This is a genomic window from Staphylococcus sp. IVB6214, assembly GCF_025558585.1.
GTDB lineage: Bacteria > Bacillota > Bacilli > Staphylococcales > Staphylococcaceae > Staphylococcus.
This window is the reverse complement of record NZ_CP094723.1, coordinates 976,891-998,600: the sequence shown is the minus strand read 5'-3', so window position 1 is coordinate 998,600 and position 21,710 is coordinate 976,891. Positions and strand designations below refer to the sequence as shown.

General features: G+C 39.1%; 17 protein-coding genes. 1 reads left to right on the top strand and 16 read right to left on the bottom strand.

Features of this window, described 5'->3' with window-relative positions; translation table 11 throughout:
* Positions 1-43: 43 nt before the first annotated feature.
* The 13 genes from glpK to MUA51_RS04765 all read right to left on the bottom strand — a co-directional run bounded on the left by glpK (position 44) and on the right by MUA51_RS04765 (position 16,646).
* Positions 44-1,549, bottom strand: a complete 1,506-nt coding sequence (gene glpK, locus MUA51_RS04825) for a glycerol kinase GlpK (protein ID WP_262560741.1) — start codon at positions 1,547-1,549, stop codon at positions 44-46.
* A gap of 48 nt (positions 1,550-1,597) precedes the next feature.
* On the bottom strand, positions 1,598-2,413 hold the full coding sequence (locus MUA51_RS04820) for an MIP/aquaporin family protein (protein WP_262560739.1): 816 nt from the start codon (positions 2,411-2,413) through the stop codon (positions 1,598-1,600).
* Between the two features lie 210 nt (positions 2,414-2,623).
* Positions 2,624-3,157: a glycerol-3-phosphate responsive antiterminator gene (locus MUA51_RS04815; RefSeq protein WP_262560738.1), complete on the bottom strand. Its 534-nt coding sequence runs from the start codon at positions 3,155-3,157 to the stop codon at positions 2,624-2,626.
* Positions 3,158-3,182: 25 nt separating this feature from the next.
* On the bottom strand, positions 3,183-5,156 hold the full coding sequence (gene mutL / locus MUA51_RS04810; RefSeq protein ID WP_262560737.1) for a DNA mismatch repair endonuclease MutL: 1,974 nt from the start codon (positions 5,154-5,156) through the stop codon (positions 3,183-3,185).
* Between the two features lie 11 nt (positions 5,157-5,167).
* Positions 5,168-7,768, bottom strand: coding sequence for a DNA mismatch repair protein MutS (gene mutS / locus MUA51_RS04805; protein ID WP_262560736.1), 2,601 nt, complete (start codon positions 7,766-7,768; stop codon positions 5,168-5,170).
* A gap of 85 nt (positions 7,769-7,853) precedes the next feature.
* Complete coding sequence (gene thiW, locus MUA51_RS04800) at positions 7,854-8,366, bottom strand: energy coupling factor transporter S component ThiW (RefSeq protein ID WP_262560735.1); 513 nt, start codon at positions 8,364-8,366, stop codon at positions 7,854-7,856.
* 39 nt (positions 8,367-8,405) lie between these two features.
* Entirely contained in the window at positions 8,406-8,777 is a 372-nt protein-coding gene (locus MUA51_RS04795; protein WP_262560734.1) for a YlbF family regulator, read from the bottom strand.
* Positions 8,777-10,321: a tRNA (N6-isopentenyl adenosine(37)-C2)-methylthiotransferase MiaB gene (miaB, locus tag MUA51_RS04790; RefSeq protein ID WP_262560733.1), complete on the bottom strand. Its 1,545-nt coding sequence runs from the start codon at positions 10,319-10,321 to the stop codon at positions 8,777-8,779. Before miaB ends, MUA51_RS04795 begins: the two co-directional genes overlap by 1 nt.
* 145 nt (positions 10,322-10,466) lie before the next feature.
* The gene (locus MUA51_RS04785; RefSeq protein ID WP_262560732.1) at positions 10,467-11,333 is read right to left on the bottom strand and encodes a 2-oxoacid:ferredoxin oxidoreductase subunit beta; all 867 of its coding nucleotides are present in this window, start codon (positions 11,331-11,333) and stop codon (positions 10,467-10,469) included.
* Positions 11,334-13,094 carry a 2-oxoacid:acceptor oxidoreductase subunit alpha gene (locus tag MUA51_RS04780; RefSeq protein ID WP_262560731.1) on the bottom strand — a complete coding sequence of 587 codons (1,761 nt, stop codon included), beginning with the start codon at positions 13,092-13,094 and terminating at the stop codon, positions 11,334-11,336.
* A gap of 110 nt (positions 13,095-13,204) precedes the next feature.
* Positions 13,205-13,999: a TIGR00282 family metallophosphoesterase gene (locus MUA51_RS04775; protein ID WP_262560730.1), complete on the bottom strand. Its 795-nt coding sequence runs from the start codon at positions 13,997-13,999 to the stop codon at positions 13,205-13,207.
* 132 nt (positions 14,000-14,131) lie between these two features.
* On the bottom strand, positions 14,132-16,282 hold the full coding sequence (locus MUA51_RS04770; RefSeq protein ID WP_262560729.1) for a heavy metal translocating P-type ATPase: 2,151 nt from the start codon (positions 16,280-16,282) through the stop codon (positions 14,132-14,134).
* Positions 16,269-16,646: an ArsR/SmtB family transcription factor gene (locus MUA51_RS04765; RefSeq protein WP_262560726.1), complete on the bottom strand. Its 378-nt coding sequence runs from the start codon at positions 16,644-16,646 to the stop codon at positions 16,269-16,271. Before MUA51_RS04765 ends, MUA51_RS04770 begins: the two co-directional genes overlap by 14 nt.
* Positions 16,647-16,792: 146 nt before the next feature.
* On the opposite strand from MUA51_RS04765, the gene pcp reads away from it, so the two are divergent.
* Positions 16,793-17,434, top strand: coding sequence for a pyroglutamyl-peptidase I (gene pcp / locus MUA51_RS04760; RefSeq protein WP_262560725.1), 642 nt, complete (start codon positions 16,793-16,795; stop codon positions 17,432-17,434).
* Between the two features lie 43 nt (positions 17,435-17,477).
* On the opposite strand, the gene rny is transcribed toward pcp, so the two are convergent.
* The 3 genes from rny to MUA51_RS04745 all read right to left on the bottom strand — a co-directional run bounded on the left by rny (position 17,478) and on the right by MUA51_RS04745 (position 21,706).
* Positions 17,478-19,037 carry a ribonuclease Y gene (rny, locus tag MUA51_RS04755; RefSeq protein ID WP_262560724.1) on the bottom strand — a complete coding sequence of 520 codons (1,560 nt, stop codon included), beginning with the start codon at positions 19,035-19,037 and terminating at the stop codon, positions 17,478-17,480.
* Between the two features lie 279 nt (positions 19,038-19,316).
* Positions 19,317-20,366, bottom strand: a complete 1,050-nt coding sequence (recA, locus tag MUA51_RS04750) for a recombinase RecA (RefSeq protein ID WP_262560722.1) — start codon at positions 20,364-20,366, stop codon at positions 19,317-19,319.
* Between the two features lie 194 nt (positions 20,367-20,560).
* The gene (locus MUA51_RS04745) at positions 20,561-21,706 is read right to left on the bottom strand and encodes a CinA family nicotinamide mononucleotide deamidase-related protein (RefSeq protein WP_262560721.1); all 1,146 of its coding nucleotides are present in this window, start codon (positions 21,704-21,706) and stop codon (positions 20,561-20,563) included.
* Between the last annotated feature and the right edge of the window lie 4 nt (positions 21,707-21,710).

The window sequence follows — 21,710 nt, the reverse complement described above, 5'->3', positions numbered from 1 at the left end:
AAATCTCGAGTGCTTCTATTAACTTAGCTTTAGTATAACAGAATTACTCTGCATCGTCTAACTTGAATACTTGAGTTGCTTCTACTGCTTTTTTCCAACCTTTATATAAATGTTCACGTTTTTCTTCTGACATCTTAGGTTCAAAAGCTTTTTCCAACTTCCAATGATTGCTGACATGTGATTGATCTTTCCAGAATCCTGTCGCAATACCTGCTAAATATGCAGCGCCTAATGCTGTAGTTTCCGCAACTTCTGGGCGTTCTACATCGATATTTAGTAAGTCTGATTGGAATTGCATTAGGAAGTTGTTTTGAACGGCACCACCATCGACACGAAGACTGTTCACATCGATACCTGAATCCTGAGCCATCGCTTCGATCACATCACGTGTTTGGTAACACAATGATTCTAATGTTGCACGGATGAAGTGTTCTTTCTTCGTACCACGTGTTAATCCAAAGATTGCGCCACGTGCTTCTGAATCCCAATACGGCGTTCCAAGACCTACAAATGCCGGTACAACATACACCCCTTCAGTATCATCTACACGTTTAGCATAGTCTTCTGATTGTGGTGCAGATTGAATCATACGTAACCCATCACGTAGCCATTGAATGGCAGATCCTGATACAAAGATAGAACCTTCCAACGCGTAATTCACTTTGCCATCGATACCGTATGCAATTGTTGTTAATAAACCATGATCTGATAATACCGCTTCTTCACCTGTATTCATTAACATGAAGCCACCTGTACCATACGTATTCTTCACGTCACCACGTTCAAAACATGCTTGTCCGAACAGTGCAGCTTGTTGGTCACCCGCAATACCCGCAATTGGTACATTTTGACCGAAGAAATGATAATCTTTCGTTTCGCAATAAATTTCACTTGAAGGGCGCACATCCGGTAACATTTGTTTTGGTACGTCTAATAACTTAAGCAATTCGTCATCCCATTCAAGATCATGGATGTTGTACATTAACGTACGACTTGCGTTAGAGTAATCAGTGACATGCGCTTTACCGCCTGAAAGTTTCCAAACGAGCCATGAGTCAATCGTACCGAATAATAAGTCGCCATTTTCAGCTTTTTCACGTGCACCGTCTACATTGTCAAGAATCCATTTCACTTTCGTCCCTGAGAAGTATGGATCTAACAATAAACCTGTTTTTTTACGGAATAATGCTTCATGCCCGTCTTTTTTCAATTGATCACAAATATGTTGTGTTTGACGTGATTGCCATACAATCGCATGATACACTGGACGACCAGAATTTTTATCCCATACAACTGTTGTTTCACGTTGGTTCGTAATACCGATACCTGCTACTTCTGAAGCTGAAATATCATTTTCATTTAATACAGCAGCCATTACTGAAATGACTGATGTCCAAATTTCATTTGCATCATGTTCTACCCAACCAGATTTTGGAAAGTGTTGTTTAAATTCTCGTTGTGAAATACCACAAATTTCTCCATTTTCATCAAATAAGATTGCTCTTGAACTTGTTGTCCCTTGGTCGATTGCTAAAATATATTTTCCCATAATTAAGATGCCTCCCTGACGCATTCGTCTTTATCTATTATTGTAATGTTAAATTTTACCGATGTCATCGCGTGACGACTTTTTATTCATTACTTGACCGAGAATCAATGTACATGCCACTAATACGATAGAGATGACTGACCATGCATTGAATACATTTTCAAATACAAGTAAGTAAATCGCTGCTCCAAGCATACCACCTGCGATTGGTCCGAGAATTGGTACGATGGCATATGACCAGTCACTGTTACCTTTGTTATGAATTGGTAAAATGGCATGCGCAATACGTGGACCTAAGTCACGAGCTGGGTTAATGGCATAACCAGTTGGCCCACCTAAGCTGACACCAATTGCAACAATCAATGCCCCAACAATTAGTGGATTCAAGCCATCAGTAAATTTATTCGCCCCAATGAATAACAAACCAGCAATTAGAACAGCTGTTCCAATAATCTCGGCTAAAAAGTTCGCCATATAGTTACGAATCCCAGGTGCTGTTGAGAACACACCTAGTTTTGAACCTTGATCATCTGTTGCACGCCAATGTGGTAAATATGTCAACCAAGTAAGGACAGCCCCAACAATACCACCCAATAACTGTGCAATGATATAACCCGGTACTTGAGACCAAGGGAAGTCACCCGTCATTGCAAATGCAACTGTAACTGCTGGATTCAGATGCGCTCCAGAAAATTGTCCAACTGCATAGACACCGAGTGTTACTGCCAGACCCCAGCCGACAGCGATAACAATCCAGTCTGCCGCCTCACCTTTTGACTTTCTTAATACAACGTTAGCAACAACGCCACCACCCATTAACAGTAAGAGCGCTGTCCCAAAAAATTCTGCTAAGTAAATATTCATTTCTCTTTTTCCTCCTTTAGCAAAAAAGAGATCGCCACAAGACGCACTACACCCAATAGATATAATACGAACGCAGAAATCTCTTAGTCTCTATTCTAATATTAACTTGTTATTTATAATACATGCATATGAAAACGCTGTCAAATTAAATTTTTGATATTTTGTAATCATTTTCAATCATTGCTTTGATACATTAAATAACAAAGTGGATTACCATAAATTTCGGTCCCTTGTTGTCACATGTGTTGCGCCATGTTTTACTGCACGCATCACTTCATCTTCTGTGTTAATCAAGCCACCCGCAATCACTTGCGCACCCGTCTCTTGTTGAATCTGTTGTATCACTTTATCCGCTATTCCCGGCAATACTTCAACATAATCAGGTTCCAAGCGCTGAATCAATTCGATACTACGCTCTAATGCATGACTATCGATAATAAATACACGGAAGATCGTTACAACGCCCAATGCCTTCGCTTTTTTGATTACTTTCATTTTCGTTGAGACGATGCCTTTAGGACGATATGTTTGAATGATATATTCACATGCAAATTCGTCATGGCTCATCCCTTTAATCAGATCAATATGAATATACGGTTGTAATTGGTGCTGGTGCATAAATTGCATCACACCTTGTAGATGACCGATATGTGTATCCAATAAGACACACGTTTGATAATCTGTTTTTACTAATTTTTCAAGGTCTTTCATCGATCGAATTGCTGGTAAGATGTGTGGTTTCACTCGGTCAAATTCCTTTCGAATCAATTTATTGAATGCGCTTAAATAAACGCTCTAATTCATAGTTTGTAAAGTTAATAATGATCGGACGTCCATGTGGGCACGTAAATGGATCTTCCATTTCTCTTAATTGGTTGATCAACGAAGTCATATCTTCTTTCGTCAAATAATGATTTGCTTTGATAGATTTTTTACAACTCATCATGATTGCGGCTTCTTCACGGAACTTAGCAATATTCATCGTTTTATGTGACAAAACATATTCGATAAGATCTTTGATAATCTCTTCCACTTCTTGTGGCGGGAACCAAACCGGATAACTATTGACGATATAATCATGCCCACCAAATGGCTCTAAGAAAATACCGACCTTTTCTAGCTCGTCACGAAATTGTTCAATCGTCAATTGCTCATCTTTTGAAAAGTTAAACGTCATCGGGATGAGTAAACTTTGGTTTTCATTCGTTACTTCACCAATTTTTTCTCGGAAGTATTCATACTTTATACGTTCTTGCGCCGCATGTTGGTCAATCAAAAACATTCTCGTGTCATTTTGTGCAACAATATACGTTCCATGTACTTGTCCAACAACTTCCATATAAGGCACACGTGGGGCTGATTCTTGTGCAGTTTGCTCGTATACAGCATTATCCTTGTGCTCATCCACTATATGATGTGTCTCCACTGATGTATCAGGTAGTTCAACATCGAATATGTCTTCGTTATCTTGTGGTTGTACATCAGACGATGCTGTTGCATTGTATATACCCGCAGTTTCTTCAACAGGCGTTGTTTGAGAAGTATCATCTGCTGTATCTGGTACAGAGTGTTCTTGACGTATACCTGTTGTATCAATGTTAGAATCAGTTCGGACATCCTCTTTATTGTATGCTTTCTCAGTAACTGGTTCATCTTGATTCATTTGCTGACGTTGTTCAAAAGCTATTTTTTGCTGTTCAAACTTTTCAAGTACTTTTTTGGGTTTGTTCTTATCAAAATCATTTTTAGGAATCAAAACTTTATCTTGAAAAGCTGCTTGTATTTTCTCCACGATTAAGGCATATAACTGGTCTTCTTTCGATAATCGGACTTCCAGTTTTGTTGGGTGGACATTGACATCGACTAATATGGGGTCCATTTTAATATTTAGGTATACAATCGGATAACGCCCAATCGTTAGTAGCGTATGATAGCCTTCTACCACTGCTTTATTTAAGACAAAGTTTTTAATATACCGGCCGTTAATAAACAGAGAAATATAATGACGATTGCTACGAGAATGTTCTGGTTTTGCGATAAACCCTTCGATTTGATAATCACTTGTTTCACCCGTAATGTGTAGTAAGTCACGTGCGACTTTCATACCATAAATCTCAGCCATTACTTCATTCGTACGCCCTGAACCATTCGTCTGAAGTATTTTTTTGCCATCACTCGTTAATGACATACGAATATCCGGATGACTCATTGCCATGCGATTCATAATATCTGTAATCTTGCCAAGTTCTGTGTACAGACTTTTAATATATTTGAGCCTTGCCGGCGTGTTGTAAAATAAGTTGCTGACTAAAATATCTGTCCCTTGACGTGCTTTGGCTGGTTTTTGGGATAGAATAGCTCCTTCTTCCGCATACACTTCATAACCATCAATACCATCTGTTGAAGTTTTTAATGTAACCTTGGCCACTGACGAAATACTTGCCAATGCTTCTCCACGAAAACCGAGTGTACGAATATGGAACAAGTCATCATCTTCGTATAGTTTACTCGTTGCATGTCGATGAAACACAAGTGGCAAATCATCTTCGCCTATCCCTGATCCATTATCTACGACACGGATGGCATTCACACCGGCTTCTTGTACTTCAACATTGATTTCGGTAGATCCTGCATCAATACTATTTTCAAGCAATTCCTTCACAACAGAACTCGGACGTTCGACCACCTCACCTGCTGCAATTTTATTGGCAAGTGACGTTTGTAGCGCTTTAATTTTTCCCATATTGTCACCTTCTAAATTAATCGATTTTGTAACTCACGTAGTTTATCAAATGCATCTAATGGGGTCATTCGCGACAAGTTTAATTGTTTAATCTCTTGCTCAACTTCACTTTGTTCAGCTGGATGAAACAAATCAAATGTAGGTTGTTCAAATTTTGTTTCTGATGACGTTTGAGATGACGTTGGTTCTGACACCGTTTCTTTCAACGCTTCATTTTCATTTATATCAGAAGTAGCAATCGCGGTTGGTTTATCGTTTGATTCAAATGCTTCGAGAATCACTTTGGCACGCGCAATCACTGGTTCAGGTAAGTCCGCCAACTGTGCGACTTGAATTCCGTAACTGTTTGCAACGGCACCTTCTTTCACCTTATGCAAAAAGATCAGTTCGCCTTTGTATTCGTTCGCTGCAACGTGTACATTTTGTAAACACGGTAATGACGTTTCTAGTGCAGTCAATTCATGATAGTGTGTCGAGAATAGTGTTTTTGCTTGTGATGTTTGTGCAACATATTCAATCATGGCTTGCGCGAGTGACAAACCATCATAAGTTGAAGTTCCTCGTCCAATCTCATCAAAGATAATCAAGCTATCTTTCGTCGCATAACGCAAAGCTTTTTGTGCTTCCAACATCTCAACCATAAAGGTACTCTTACCAGACACCAAATCATCTGCCGCACCAATACGTGTAAAGATCTGATCAAAAATGGGTAATTGCGCAGACTGACAAGGAACAAATGCCCCCATCTGTGCCATAATGCTAATAATCGCCACTTGTCTCATATACGTGGACTTCCCGGACATATTTGGTCCTGTGATCAAATAAATATACGTCTCATCATCTAAATGACAGTCATTCGGGACATAGTCATTATAGTCCATTACACGTTCGACAACCGGATGTCGAGAATCAACTAATGAAAGTGTGCGATCATCACTGAAAGTTGGACGTACATAGTTATATTGTTGTGCGATTTCCGCAAAACTTTGTAAACAATCTAACTCCGAAATAATTTTCGCTTGTTGCTGCAATCTTTCAGTAAATTGTTTCACATATTGACGCAGTTCCGTAAACAAGCGATACTCTAACTCAATCGCTTTATCTTGTGCACCAAGAATCATACTTTCCTTTTCTTTCAACTCATCTGTAATAAATCGCTCAGCATTTGATAATGTTTGCTTTCGTTCATAACCGAATGCTTGTGGATCGAATTGACTTAGATTTGCACGTGTGATTTCGATATAGTAGCCAAATACTTTATTGAAGCTAATCTTCAAAGATTTGATACCCGTGCGCTCACGTTCACGTGCTTGCAATTCTGCCAGCCATTGCTTGCCATTTCGTGAAGCATCTAAATAACTATCCAATTCTTCGTTAAATCCTGTTTTGAATAGTCCACCTTCTTTTACTGATAACGGCGGTTCATTAACTAAACTTTTTTCTAAGACAGCCAACAAGTCTTCCAACGGTTCTAACGCATTAAAATGTGCGATTGCTTCGTGATCAATGGTCTGTAATAAGCCTTTAATCGCTGGTATTTGAGCGATAGAATGTTTCAACTGCACAAGGTCTTTCGCATTGACATTTCCAAAGCTGACACGCCCGACTAGTCGTTCAATGTCATACACTTCTGTTAAATAATCTCTTAATGTAGATCGTTCGATAAAATAATTTAAAAATTGCGTCACTGCTTCATGACGTTTTTCAATTTCTGTTCGTTGAATCAACGGACGATCAATCCATTGTTTTAAGCGTCTTGCTCCCATTGGTGTCTTTGTCTTATCCATTAACCATAATAACGTCCCTTTTTTCGACTTTAATCGAATACTTTCTGTCAGTTCAAGGTTGCGTTTCGCATAAAAGTCCATTTTCATATAGTCTAATGCACGATAAACAGCCGCCGGTTCAATATGAGACATATCACGTTTTTGCGTATCATAGACATAATCTAATAATATTTGAACAGCTTTATGCATCATAGGCTGATCCAACTGATTCACTTGATATGTCGTGTCTGACACTACTTCACGTACTGTAATCGTTTCCGTTATCATGCTAAACTGGCGCTTCAATTGGTCTGGCAGTGGTTGTGTCACAACAATTTCATTCGGCTTAATCGTTGTCACTTCGTTAATTAACGTACTCTCATCTTCAAAATGCGTCACTTTGAGTTCACCAGTCGAAATATCACAATAACTTAAAGCATAGTCACCTTCATGTACAAAACTTAATATATAATTGTTTTGCGTTTCATCCACGCCACCTTGTTCCATCACTGTACCTGGCGTGACAATCCGAACGACTTCACGTTTTACCATTCCTTTTACTTGTCTTGGATCTTCCACCTGTTCACAGATTGCTACTTTGTAACCGTTTTGTATCAATGTTTCGATATAGCCATCTGCAGAATGGAACGGTACACCAGCCATCGGGATAGGGTTCGCTTTTTTGGCATCACGTTTCGTTAACGTTATCTCGAGAACACGTGCTGCTGTCACTGCATCTTCATAAAACAATTCATAGAAATCACCCAACCTAAAAAACAGCAATGCATCTTGATGTTGTGATTTGATTGAGAGATACTGTTTCATCATCGGTGTCACATTTGACATTTATATCACAATCCTTTAACTCTCTTTTTTAATATATGTATAAAGGCTAGACGATACGCAACATTCGATTCGCCTAGCCTATTCGTCATTTTAACTTGTGCTTCGTATATTTTTCCATCTTCGTTAATAAACCGCGTCGTTTTAAGACAATCAATAAGGCATAGCTAACAGTAGCACCGATCATACTTGAAACGATAAATGCCGCCATCAACGGCTTGATAAGGAAGTCGTCCATGTGTAAAATCCATGCAAGAGGAATACAAATGAGACTTCCGATGATACCCGTCCCAATTACTTCTCCAATCGCTGCAACGAACAGGTGACGATTCACATAATAGAACAAGCTAGCCAGTAACACGCCAATCATGCTACCTGGAAAAGCAAAAGCTGTACCTGTTCCAAACATCACACGAATACATGATGAAAGGAATGCTTGTGCTAATCCATACCATGGTCCTAACAGTACAGCGCTCAACACATTGACAAAGTGTTGTACAGGTGCCGCTTTTATAGGGCCAACAGGTATGATGATCATTGTACTTAATACAACATTGAGTGCGATTAGTAACGCAGTTAACGTCAACTTTTTATGGTTCATCGTGTATCCCCTTTTCATGTATTTTACAGACAGTCCATCTTATTCATCATCTTGTTGCGAGTCAAGTTGACTGATATCAATACCGTCTGCTAACGTTTCAATAATGAATTGGATCGTATCATTCGCCTCTCTCTGTGCTTGGCGAAATTCTGAGACAATTGGCATATCATCGATTTCTGCTTGAATCGCTTGAATAGTCGCTTCAGAACGTTGATACGCAATAGGTTTATCGTAATTTTGTAAGTTCACAGATTGCTTTTGTTGTTGTTTCAATGTTTTCATTTGTTTAGCAATATGCTCATTTTGATGAATTTGTGTCTCTACTTGCTTGTAATATTGGATTGTTTCCAAATCTTGAATCGACTGTTGCAGTTCACGTGCCTTACGCAACACATCTTCTTTATTGGTCATTATTGACTCACCAGTGTGGCATCGCTCACACCTACAAATTCACCATTCAATGAGTATTGCTTCGCTTCAACAATCTTCACATCTACAATCTTACCAATCATTGATTGTGGCGCTCGGAAGTTGACAAGTTTATTTCGCTCTGTATAGCCTGCTAACACTTCGTCATCTTTTTTACTTGCACCTTCACACAATACTTTGACTGTTTTTCCTTCGTATGCTTTTAATGCTTCTGCTGAATATTTACCAACAATTTGATTCAAACGTTGTAAACGTGCTTTTTTAACATCTGTTGGTACGTTATCTTTCATTTTCGCAGCTGGTGTCCCATCACGTTGTGAATAGAGATACGTATATGCATGTTCAAAGCCAACTTCTTCATATAACGTAAGTGTTTCTTCAAACTGCTCTTCCGTTTCATTTGGATAACCTACAATAATGTCTGTCGTCAATGCAACATTAGGAATCGCTGCTTTAATACGACTTACAAGATCCAAATACGCTTCTCTCGTGTATTTACGTCCCATGATTTTAAGGACTTGATTGTTCCCAGATTGAACTGGCAGATGAATATGTGGCACAATATTTCCACCTTGTGCAATCACTTCAATCATACGATCTGTGAAGTCCCAAGGATGACTTGTCGTAAAACGCACACGTGGAATATCAATTTTTGCGATATCTTCTAATAAATCACCAAGACCATATTCAATATCGTCTAAGTCTTTTCCATACGAATTAACGTTTTGACCGAGTAATGTAATCTCTTGATAACCTTGACGTGCAAGGTCTCTCACTTCATCAATAATGTCTTGTGGACGACGACTACGTTCTTTACCACGCGTAAATGGTACGATACAGTACGTACAGAACTTGTCGCATCCATACATGATATTTACCCAAGCTTTAATACGTCCTTCACGTACTTTTGGTAAATTCTCGATGACATCGCCTTCTTTGGACCAAACTTCGACTACCATTGCCTTAGAAAGATATGCCTCTTCTAAAATTTGTGGTAAACGATGAATATTGTGTGTTCCAAAAATCATATCGACATTTTGGTATGACTTTAAGATTTTGTTGACAACGGATTCTTCTTGCGACATACAACCACATACACCGATTAAACAATCCGGACGCTCTTGTTTAATGTGCTTTAAGTTACCAATCTCACCGAACACTTTGTTTTCAGCATTTTCACGAATCGCACACGTATTCAGTAAGATAACGTCCGCTACATTGACATCTTCCGTAGGGGTATAACCAAGTGCTGACAAAATACCTGCCATGACTTCTGTATCATGCGCATTCATTTGGCAACCATATGTTTTAATTAAAAATGTACGCCCTTTCCCCATACCACGATATTTTTCGTCGATTTGGAAGTCGCGATTATATACTGTTTCTTCTTTACCACGCTTTTTCGCCTCTTTCAAACTTGGCGGTTGGTAGACGTGATCAAAATACTTACTGTAATCTTTTTCTTCTTTATCTTTACGATTCGCTAGAACATCTAACGTCCCAGCTTTTCTTTGTTCTTCATTCACATGCAAAACCCTTTCTGCCCTTATATCATCTCTTCATTATATTAAAAAAATTAGTAAAGTGCAATTTGTCGATGGTTATAACTATACCCAAAACAAATGAAAAGCTGAAATCCTTTGTTAGGACTCCAGCTTTGGGTTGGTACTTTTATACAAATTGTTTTGTTAACGATTCAAATTGTTCGGACGTCAATTGAATATCTTTATGCGCTAAAGGTGTCTCACCTAAAGATTCAATTTGTGACTCGTATGATGGGGTTTCTGTATCTTGATATACAATGCCTTTTATGAGTGAATGGTGTTCAACAACCGTTTGAATTGCACGTTGTTTGTCAGATGTATCGTAGTCTTCAATATCATTCAAGTCAGTCAAATGTTCCTTGAACCAGTCGTAAGTATTCACCTTGTTATATGTTACACATGGTGAGAAGACGTTTACGAATGAGAAACCATCGTGATTAATCGCATCTTCAATCATTTTTGTCAATGCTTTAATGTCACTTGAGAATCCTTGTGCAACAAATGTCGCACCTGATGATAATGCTAATTCTAAAGGTGCAACATTTTGTTCAATATTCCCTTTAGGTGTTGTTTTTGTCACAAATCCAGGTGCTGATGAAGGTGATGTTTGTCCCTTTGTCAGACCATAAATTTGGTTATCCATTACGATGTAAGTGATATTCATATTACGTCGCAACGCATGAATTGTATGACCCATACCAATCGCATAACCATCACCGTCACCACCTGACGCAATAACCGTTAAATCACGATTTGCCATTTTCACACCTTGCGCAAGTGGTAATGCACGACCGTGAATTGAGTGAACGCCGTATGAATTCACATACCCTGACAGACGTCCAGAACAACCAATCCCTGTAATCAATGCAACTTCATCCGGTTCTAACCCGACGTTTGCAGCCGCTTTTTGAATGGCCGCCTGTACTGAGAAGTCACCACAACCTGGGCACCAGTTGGGTTTGACATTATTTCTAAAATCTTTGAAAGTAGCCAATTAGATTCTCTCCTTTTGTGAATTTAAAAGTGTTAAACCTTTTGATTCGATTTCATGTGGTAGGAATGGCGTTCCATCATATTTTGTTTGGTTTACCAATTTATCGCCTAAATTCACATTCATTTTAATGATATTTGCAAGTTGTCCTTGATAGTTATGTTCAACAACAACAACTTTTTGTGCACGATCAACCGCTTCTTGAATAAGATCTGTTGGGAATGGGTACAATTGACGAATTTGTAGATGTTCTACTTTGTGTCCAGCAGCTTCTAAACGTTCTACACCTTCTTGAATGGCACCTTTTGTTGAAATAAATCCAAGATATAGAACATCTGATTGTTCATGTTTCAACGATCCTTCTACTGGACTTTCAATGCGTAAGTTTTCTGTCTTACGCATACGTTTATCCATTTGATCTTGACGGTTTTGTGCCGCTTCACTTGGTTTACCTTGTTCGTTATGTTCAACACCCGTGACATGGTGAATACCACCTTTGACTCCTGGAATTGGTCTTGGTGATACACCTGACTCTGTCACTGCATAGCGTTTGTAGTAATCTTTATCTTCCGGATCACGTTCGATGTCTTCTGTAATTGTAGACCCTCGATTAATTTGAATTTTATTGAAATCTAAGTTTTTAACTGTTTGTTTACCAAGTGATAATTGTAGGTCACTTAATAAAATAACTGGGCATTGATACATTTCAGCTAAGTTAAACGCCTCAACTGTTAAGTAGAATGCATCTTCTGCATCAGTTGGTGCCAATACGATTTTTGGAATATCACCATGTGTGCCGTAAATCATTTGCATTAGATCAGACTGTTCTTGCTTCGTCGGAAGACCTGTTGATGGACCACCACGTTGTGTATTCATAATGACAAGTGGTGTCTCCGTCATACCTGACAAACCGATTGCTTCCATCATCAATGATAGTCCTGGGCCTGCAGAGGCTGTGAACGCTCTCACACCACCATAGTTTGCACCGATTGCCATCGTCGCAGCCGCAATCTCATCTTCTGTTTGAATCACAGTGCCGCCTACTTCTGGTAAATGATCAATCATATATTCCATAATTTCAGAGGCTGGTGTAATTGGATAAGCTGCCATAAAGCGAGAACCACCTGCAATCGCACCTAAACCAATCGCTTCATTTCCAATCATATATAGATGTGGTACGTTATCACTTTCAGCTAAATCAAAGTCCCCTTCAATATGGCTGAGTTCCTCATTCATTAAACGGTGTCCTTCATGTAATGCCTGAATATTTAAGTTAACTACTTTGTCACCCTTTTTCTCAAACATGCCTGTAATCAACGCTTCAAAAGGCTTGATATCTAATGACATTAAAGCAGCTGTCGCTCCAATTGCGACCATGTTTTTCATTAAAGTAGTACCAAGTTCTTTTGCTGTTTCTGTAAATGGCATAACAATTAATTGCGCTTTACAATCTTCTGGTTTTTCTGGTTTTGCTTTCGCATCTGCTAAAATCACGCTGTCTTCACGCATTTCATGATGATTGAGTTCAATCGTTTCTTGATCGAACGCAATTAATATATCTAAATCGTCACTAATCGCATGTACAGGTGTTGTCGACACACGAATTTTGTTGTTCGTATGGCCGCCCTTAATGCGGCTAGAAAAGTGACGGTAACCGTATAAATAATAGCCTTTGCGGTTCATCGCAGTCGCAAAGATTTCACCCGTAGATTCAATCCCTTCACCTTGCTGGCCTCCGACTTTCCACGATACTTGAGATTTCATTCAAATAGCCTCCTAGACGTTTATCTTCTTTGTTTATCATATCAAAAGAACCCACTATATGTGCAATAAAATAGTGGGTTTTATTAAAAATCATACTAATGGACGATACATCAATATTTCATCGGATGATCATCATTGATGAGTACACGTTCAATATGTTTTGCTGTCCCATCCGTGCGAAGTTCAACAAACACACCTGACAAGACACTTCGCCCTTCATCCGGAACAACATGACGTTGTGGTAAGCTCGTAATAAAACGTTCAATTACTTCATCACGATTAATACCTAAAATACCATCATAATAACCTGTCATACCAACATCTGTAATATACGCTGTGCCTTTCGGTAATATTCGCTCATCTGAAGTTTGAATATGTGTATGCGTTCCAACGACTGCGCCAACCCTACCATCTAAGAACCAGCCCATCGCATTTTTTTCAGAAGTCGTTTCAGCATGAAAATCAACGAAGATATAGTCTGTCTCTTTTCGTGCTTCAGCAATAAGTTGATCTGCTTTTTTGAATGGGTCATCAATATCTTGCATAAAGGCACGACCTTGCAAGTTAATGACTGCCAATTTTTTATCATTTAATTGGATTGTTCTCATACCGATACCTGGCGCTTCTTCAGGAAAGTTTGCTGGTCTCACCATACGTGTCGCATCATCAATAAATTCATATATTTGACGTTGACCATATGTATGGTTTCCCATTGTCATGAAGTCGACGCCTTCACGTAAAAGTTCTTTGTAGATTTTTTCAGTGATACCTTTTCCATGCGCTGCATTTTCTGCATTGACAATCGTAACAGTGGGACGATAATGTTGCTTCAATTGTGATAAATAATCACTGATCGCTTGTCGGCCGATTTTGCCCACGATATCTCCTATAAACAAAATTCTCATTCGAAACGTCCTCTCTTTATTAACACAAAGTCGTATCACAATGATTCATTTACAAAGTGATACTATGAAGTTCAATGTGACGACCTTGATTAAAATACTCACTTATCTATTTTAACGTGCCACTACCCGATGTCAATGCGATGTTACATCTTTCACATATAAAAGTCGCATCGCATTCAATGTAACGAGAAGTGTCGCCCCCATATCAGACATAATTGCAATCCATAATGTCAACCAGCCAGGGATCACTAATAATAACGCTAGAATTTTCAATCCGAGTGCAATGCCGACATTCCACTTAATCGTACGCATCGTGAGACGACTTAAACGCACTGCATAGGGTAATTTCGACATATCGTTACTCAACAGCGCAACATCTGCCGTCTCAAGTGCTGTATCTGCACTCGCACCACCCATTGCAATGCCAACGTTTGCACGGGCAAGTGCTGGTGCATCATTGACACCGTCTCCAACCATAGCAACCGGCTGTATTTCAGCTAGTTGTTCAATATATCTTAGCTTATCTTCAGGCATTAAGTTCGCATATACATCTGTGATTCCAACTTCATCACCGATTGTTTTCGCCGTAAATACATGGTCTCCCGTTAACATAACTCGTTTTGTGACGCCAAGTTTTGATAATTGCGAAATCACCTTTTTGGATTGTGGACGAACTTGGTCTTGCAATGCAATCAACATGCATAACATATCATCTTGTTTGACTAAAACAACAGTTCTTCCAAGTTGCTGTTGCATTTCTATTTGTTCATGAACATCAGTTGCGAGTTCTGTTTCAAATAATTGTGGCTGTCCAATCGTCATTGTGTGTCGTTTAAATACACCACGAATACCTTGGCCAGTGAGTGTTTGGACTTGCTTTACAGTCTGATTCATTGTGATACCTGCATCTTCTACATATGCAACAATTGCACGAGCAAGTGGATGCTGAGTCGTTTGCTCCAACGCAGCCACACGTGCCATCACATCTTCATACGCATAGCCATCTGTTAGCTGAACTACATCAACGACATTCGGTGAACCTTTCGTCAACGTGCCTGTTTTATCGAATGCCATAGTTTTAATCTTACTCAATTGTTCTAGGTGAATGCCGCCTTTGATGAGTACACCATTTTTAGCTGCCGTACTAATGCCTGATACAATTGAAACAGGCGTTGAAATAATTAATGCACATGGGCAACCGACAACGAGTACGGAAAGCCCTTGATACAGCCAATCAGACCAGTTTTCCCCCGTCACAAGTGGCGGTATGATAGCAACGCCTAACGCAATTAACATAATCAATGGTGTATAATAACGTGCAAAACGCTCGATAAAGGCTTGTGCCGGCGCTTTCTTAATCTGAGCCTCTTCCACTAACGCAATAACTTTAGCAATGGTCGTCTCATCTGAACCTTTTGTCACTTCTATTTCTAGGTGTCCATCTTGGTTTAAGGTCCCTGCAAACACTTCATCACCGTTCGTTTTTTCAACAGGGATAGATTCTCCTGTAATTGTTGCTTGATTGACTGTCGCTTGACCTGAACGTACAATACCATCCAACGCTATCTTTTGTCCTGCCTTTACATATAAGAGATCTCCAACATTTACATCTTCCACAGGTACATCAATCAGTTGTTCCTGACGTAGGATTGTAGCAGTGTCCGGTGCAATCTTCATTAGTGACGCCATCGATTCTCTTACTTTATCCATTGAAAAGCGCTCTAAAGCTTCACTTAATGCAAATAAAATAACAACAACTACAACTTCTCCCCATTCACCGATTAACACACCACCGGTAACCGCTATTGTCATCAAAGCGCGCATATCAAAGTCAAAATGTATCAAATTACGAAGTCCTTCTTTTATAAGCGACCAGCCACTCATCGCAATCGCTGTCACAAATAATAAAAGACTCAATCGTGTATCTACCGGATGCATCCATTGTGATAAGTAACCAAATACGATAAGTAGCGTTGAAAACCATAGCGTTTGATTATTTATAAAAAATTGTTTCACCATTTCAAACATTGTGAGATTTTCAGATGTTTCTTGCTGTTGCGTTTGTTGATGTGATTGATCATCATAAACCGCAATATTTTCAAATGCACCAGCAGCTTCAAGTTCTTCAATCGTTGGCGTACCTTCAACATAAATTTTTGACGCACCAAAATTCACAGTCGCAGATGTTACAGAAGGGAGTCCCGTAACATTCCTTTCAAATTTTGCTGCACAATTGGCACATGTCATTCCTTCTACATGATAAGTTTTGTTATTCTCTGTCATCAGTCATCACTTCTTCCTTATGCGCAATCGAAATCATCATTATTTGCCGGATATGTTCATCGTATATACGATAAAAGGCCCGCTTACCTTCTTTGCGATAAGTCACAACACCACTTTTATACAATAAACGTAAATGATGTGACGTATTTGCGACTGTGAGATTCAATACTTCAGCTAAATCACAGACACATAACTCATCATGCACACACAGCAGATAGGTCATCTTTGCACGATTGATATCTGCAATGCTTTTAAACATAAGACTGACATTCTCAATATTTGTTTTTGATAGTGATTTTTTCGCTTCTTGGACATGCTGCTCATCTATGATAAAAGCATCACATCTCATGTTATTCTCAGTCATTTAACATCCCACCTTCATTCAAATATCCACTTGAATATAATATATCGAATTGTGCTTTTTTATTCAAGTATTCACTTGAATGTTCATTATGTGTTTGTTTGGTAGAATAAACTTATAACTGATTAAAGGAATGGAGCACGTTAAGAATGAAGATTCTCGTCACAGCTTTCGATCCATTCAACAATGAAAAGATTAATCCCGCTTTAGAAGCAGTTCAACGATTACCAGACGTTATCGGTGAACACACCATTACTAAAATTGAAATACCGACCATTTTTCATGAATGTTGCACCGTGTTGCAACAACAACTGCAACTAGAATCGTACGATGCTGTGTTAGCAATCGGACAAGCAGGTGGTCGATATAATATAACGATTGAGCGCATTGGCATTAATGTAGATGATGCCAGAATTCCAGATAATCAAGGGAACCAACCTATCGATCAAGTCATACAAGAACATGGCGCACCTGCATATTTTTCAAACATGCCAGTCAAACGTCTCACACAAGCAATGATAGATGCTGGTATTCCCGCATCACTCTCAAATACTGCTGGCACGTTCGTATGTAATCATCTATTGTATCAACTTGGATATCTACATGCGACATCTTATCCGAAGATGCAGTTCGGTTTTATACAAGTCCCTTTTGTCCCCGAACAAGTGATAAATAAGCCGAATACACCTTCCATGTCATTAGATATGATTGTGAAAGGACTAAAAATTGCAATTGCCACCTTATCAAACGACTCTCGTGACGACTTAATCGCACTAGGTGAAACACATTAAATGCCAAAATAAAAACAACCCCACATTTAGTAGGGTTGTTTGTTTATTTTGCATATTCGACCGCTCTCGTCTCACGGACAACTGTCACTTTGATATGACCTGGATATTGAAGTTCGCCTTCAATTTGGTCTTTAATATCTCTTGCTAAGCGATGTGATTGTAAGTCATCAATTTCTTCTGGTGATACGATCACGCGAATTTCACGACCAGCTTGAATAGCAAATGCCTTCTCAACACCGTCATAATTCTCTGAAATTGCTTCTAAACGCTCTAATCGCTTGATATAGTTTTCTAATGTCTCTTTTCGAGCACCTGGACGTGCCGCTGACAATGCATCAGCTGCCGCCACTAGAATTGAAATAATCGAAGTTGGCTCTACATCACCATGATGTGAATGAATCGCATTAATAACAGTTGCTGACTCACCATATTTCTTCGCAAGTTCCACACCTATCTCAACATGACTACCTTCAACTTCATGGTCAATGGCTTTACCAATATCATGTAATAGCCCTGCACGTTTTGCTATCGTTACGTCTTCATTCAACTCTGCTGCTAGCATTCCTGAAAGATGCGCAACCTCAATTGAATGTTTCAAGACGTTTTGACCGTAACTTGTACGATAGTGCATGCGACCTAATATTTTAACAAGATCCGGATGCATATTATGTACATTCAACTCGAATGTCGCTTGTTCACCCGCTTCACGAATGATTTCATCGACTTCACGGCGTGCTTTATCAACCATGTCTTCTATACGTCCTGGATGGATACGACCATCTGATACTAAGTTAATCAATGCTGTTTTAGCAATTTCACGACGTATCGGATCAAAACCTGATAAGATAACTGCTTCAGGTGTGTCATCGATGATTAAATCGATACCTGTTAACGTCTCTAGTGTGCGAATGTTACGTCCTTCCCGACCGATGATACGTCCTTTCATCTCATCATTTGGTAAGTTGACAACGGAAACTGTTGACTCTGATGTGTGTTCAGCTGCAAATCTTTGTACCGTTGTCGCTAGCAATTCTTTCGCAGTTTGGTTCACTTTTTCTTTTGCTTCACGTTCTTTTTCTTTAACAAGCACTGCAATATCTTGTGACAATTCATTTTCAACACGCTGTAATTGCTCATTACGTGCTTCTTCTTGTGTGAGACCGGAGATGCGTTCTAATTCTTGTTCGTGTTTCATTATTATTGATTGAACACTACTCTCTTTTGCATCTACTTGTTGTTGTCTTTCTTCAAGTTTAGATTCTTTTTGCTCTAAAATCTCATCCTTCTTATCGAGTAAATCAGATTTTCGCTCCAAGTTTTCCTCTTTTTGAAGAAGTCGGGATTCTTGTCGTTGAAGTTCACCACGACGTTCTCTAAGTTCGCTTTCAACTTGTTCACGAATTTTTTGATTCTCTTCTTTCGCTTCAAGCAACTTCTCTTTTTTGAGATTTTCAGCGTCTTTTTTCCCCTGTTGAACAATATCTTCAGCAGTATTTTTCGCTTGTACCTGCTTCTGATATATTAAATTTTGAGCGATAAAATACCCCGCAACAACTCCTAGAATAATACCCAGCAAAATGAGTGAGAGGGTTAATAAATTCACACAAACACCTCCTTTTTCTAGGATTTGATTCTGTATATAAACACTTCTATATGATTATATGAATATCACTAAAAATCATACATACATAATTGTACGGTTTAAAATCGGAAAAATCAAGACTTGCGTCCGTATAAACTCTGCAATTATTCAGTTACTGTACATGCGTTATGATCAATTATTCAAATTTCATTCTAAATATGTAACACATCTATTTGTTCTAATTAAAACAACAAAAGATGGAATAGCCAGTGCTACTCCATCCCTTAATTCTATAAGCTATTATGCATCAAACAATGTGTCTGCATCTTCTGATTGTTCATCAGCTTCAGCGTCAACATCACCAGCAATGCCAAGTTTTTCACGTAATTTTTGATCGATTTCCGCTTCTAATTGTGGGTTCTCTTTTAAGAAAAGTTTTACATTTTCCTTACCTTGACCCATTCGTTCACCATTGTAAGAATACCATGCACCTGACTTATCAACGATATCATGTGCCACACCTAAGTCGATTAATTCACCTTGTCGAGAGATACCTTGACCATACATAATATCAACTTCTGCTACTTTGAATGGTGGTGCCACTTTGTTTTTTACAACCTTTATCTTAGTGCGGTTACCAACGATATCTTGTCCTTGTTTCAACTGTTCAGCACGTCTTACTTCTAAACGAACAGAGCTATAAAACTTCAATGCACGACCACCTGGTGTTGTTTCAGGGTTACCAAACATAACGCCAACCTTTTCACGAATTTGGTTAATAAAGATAGCTGTCGTTTTTGATTTAGAAATGGCTGCTGATAATTTACGCAACGCTTGTGACATCAAACGTGCTTGTAAACCAACGTGTGTATCGCCCATTTCTCCTTCAATCTCTGCCTTCGGTGTTAATGCTGCAACAGAGTCAACAACCACAATGTCAACAGCACCACTGCGTACAAAGGCTTCAGCAATCTCTAAGCCTTGCTCTCCGTGATCCGGTTGAGAAAGATATAAATTATTAATATCTACACCTAATGCCTCTGCATATACAGGGTCTAGTGCGTGCTCAGCATCAATAAATGCAGCAACACCGCCGTTTTTCTGTACTTCTGCAATCGCATGTAACGCAACGGTTGTTTTACCTGAACTCTCTGGCCCGTATACTTCGATAATACGTCCTTTCGGGTAACCACCTACACCTAATGCATGATCTAATGTTACAGATCCTGTTGAAATGGTTGAGACATTGCGGTCTTTGTTATCACCAAGCTTCATTACCGCGCCTTTACCGAATGACTTCTCCATATTTTTGATTACTGTATCTAATGCTTTCTGACGTTCATTATCCAATGATTGTACCTCCTAGAGTGAGTTGATTTATACGCATGCTCTATGCTTTATATGTGTGATTCGTTCTATTTGCCTGTCTTTATTTTTAGATTTATATATACTATACAAGCTTCAACTTAAAATTACAAGTAGTTTAGCGAATATTTGTTCGTATTTTTGTTGTATTATGATGTACATGCGAACAAACGTACTTTTTATTTCTGTAACCATCGCAACCATTCAATAAGTACATAATTTTGACTGCGGTCACGTATTAAGTTGCGATATGACGCCATTTTAAAATTTTTCATTTCAAATGATTGGCCATCTAAAAACCCAATATAAACTGTTTCGTTTTCTGCGAAGAGACTGACCGCTTGTGTCGTCTCAAATAGTGATTGGACGAACAATGCACTCGTGCGTACTTTGTCTTCAATGGAGACGTCCATATCAATATATGTTGAATGATGTAACATGTAGCCTTGCATGCGATTCTGCTGGTCTGCTTGTTTTAATCGTGCATTCAAATAGCCATCTGTCACTGCATCGTATACGGCTACTGTTTCTTGCTGGGCATGCATCACCGCTTCTTCGGGTTTAATATTATCTGAGCCATAATAATATGTGCCAATTCTAGATAGGATTTCTGTTTTAATAGGTGCGATAAGTTGTTGACATATTTCTGTATTTTTACCGCTTGCCGTTAAACGAATTGTCACTTCATGCTTCCCGGCTAAGGGCGCAATTGTAGGATTCGTTTGCGCATCGATTAAGTCCAAAAGTTCTGTTTCGGCTTGTGACTCCCCAATTCCACAAAAACGGAGTACTTCTGAGAATATCGTTTGATTCGATTGTACGAAGAATGGCATCATTTCATTGTCTACCATCGGCTTCATCTCACTCGGTGGTCCCGGTAACATAACAATATGTGTATCGTCATACACAATATACATACCTGGTGCCATGCCGACACGATTCGCCAACACATCAGAGCCTTCAATAACGAGCGCTTGTTGTTTATTGTTCGGTGTCATCACCTTGTCTTGTGAAGCGAAATAAGATTCAATAAATGCTAAAGCTTCATAATCCATAACTAACTGTCTACTCATTACTTCTGCAACGGTTTGCTTCGTTAAGTCATCTTTTGTCGGTCCGAGACCACCCGTAAAAATCACGGCATCATATTGCGCAATCGCACGTTCTGTCACACGTCTCAAACGATCCGGATTATCTCCCACTACAATATGTTCTAATACGTGATGACCTGCTTCGTTCAATACACGTGATATATACTGCGCGTTCGTGTTCGCAATCTGACCGAGTAGCAGCTCCGATCCCACACCAATAATACAAACTTTCATTCCC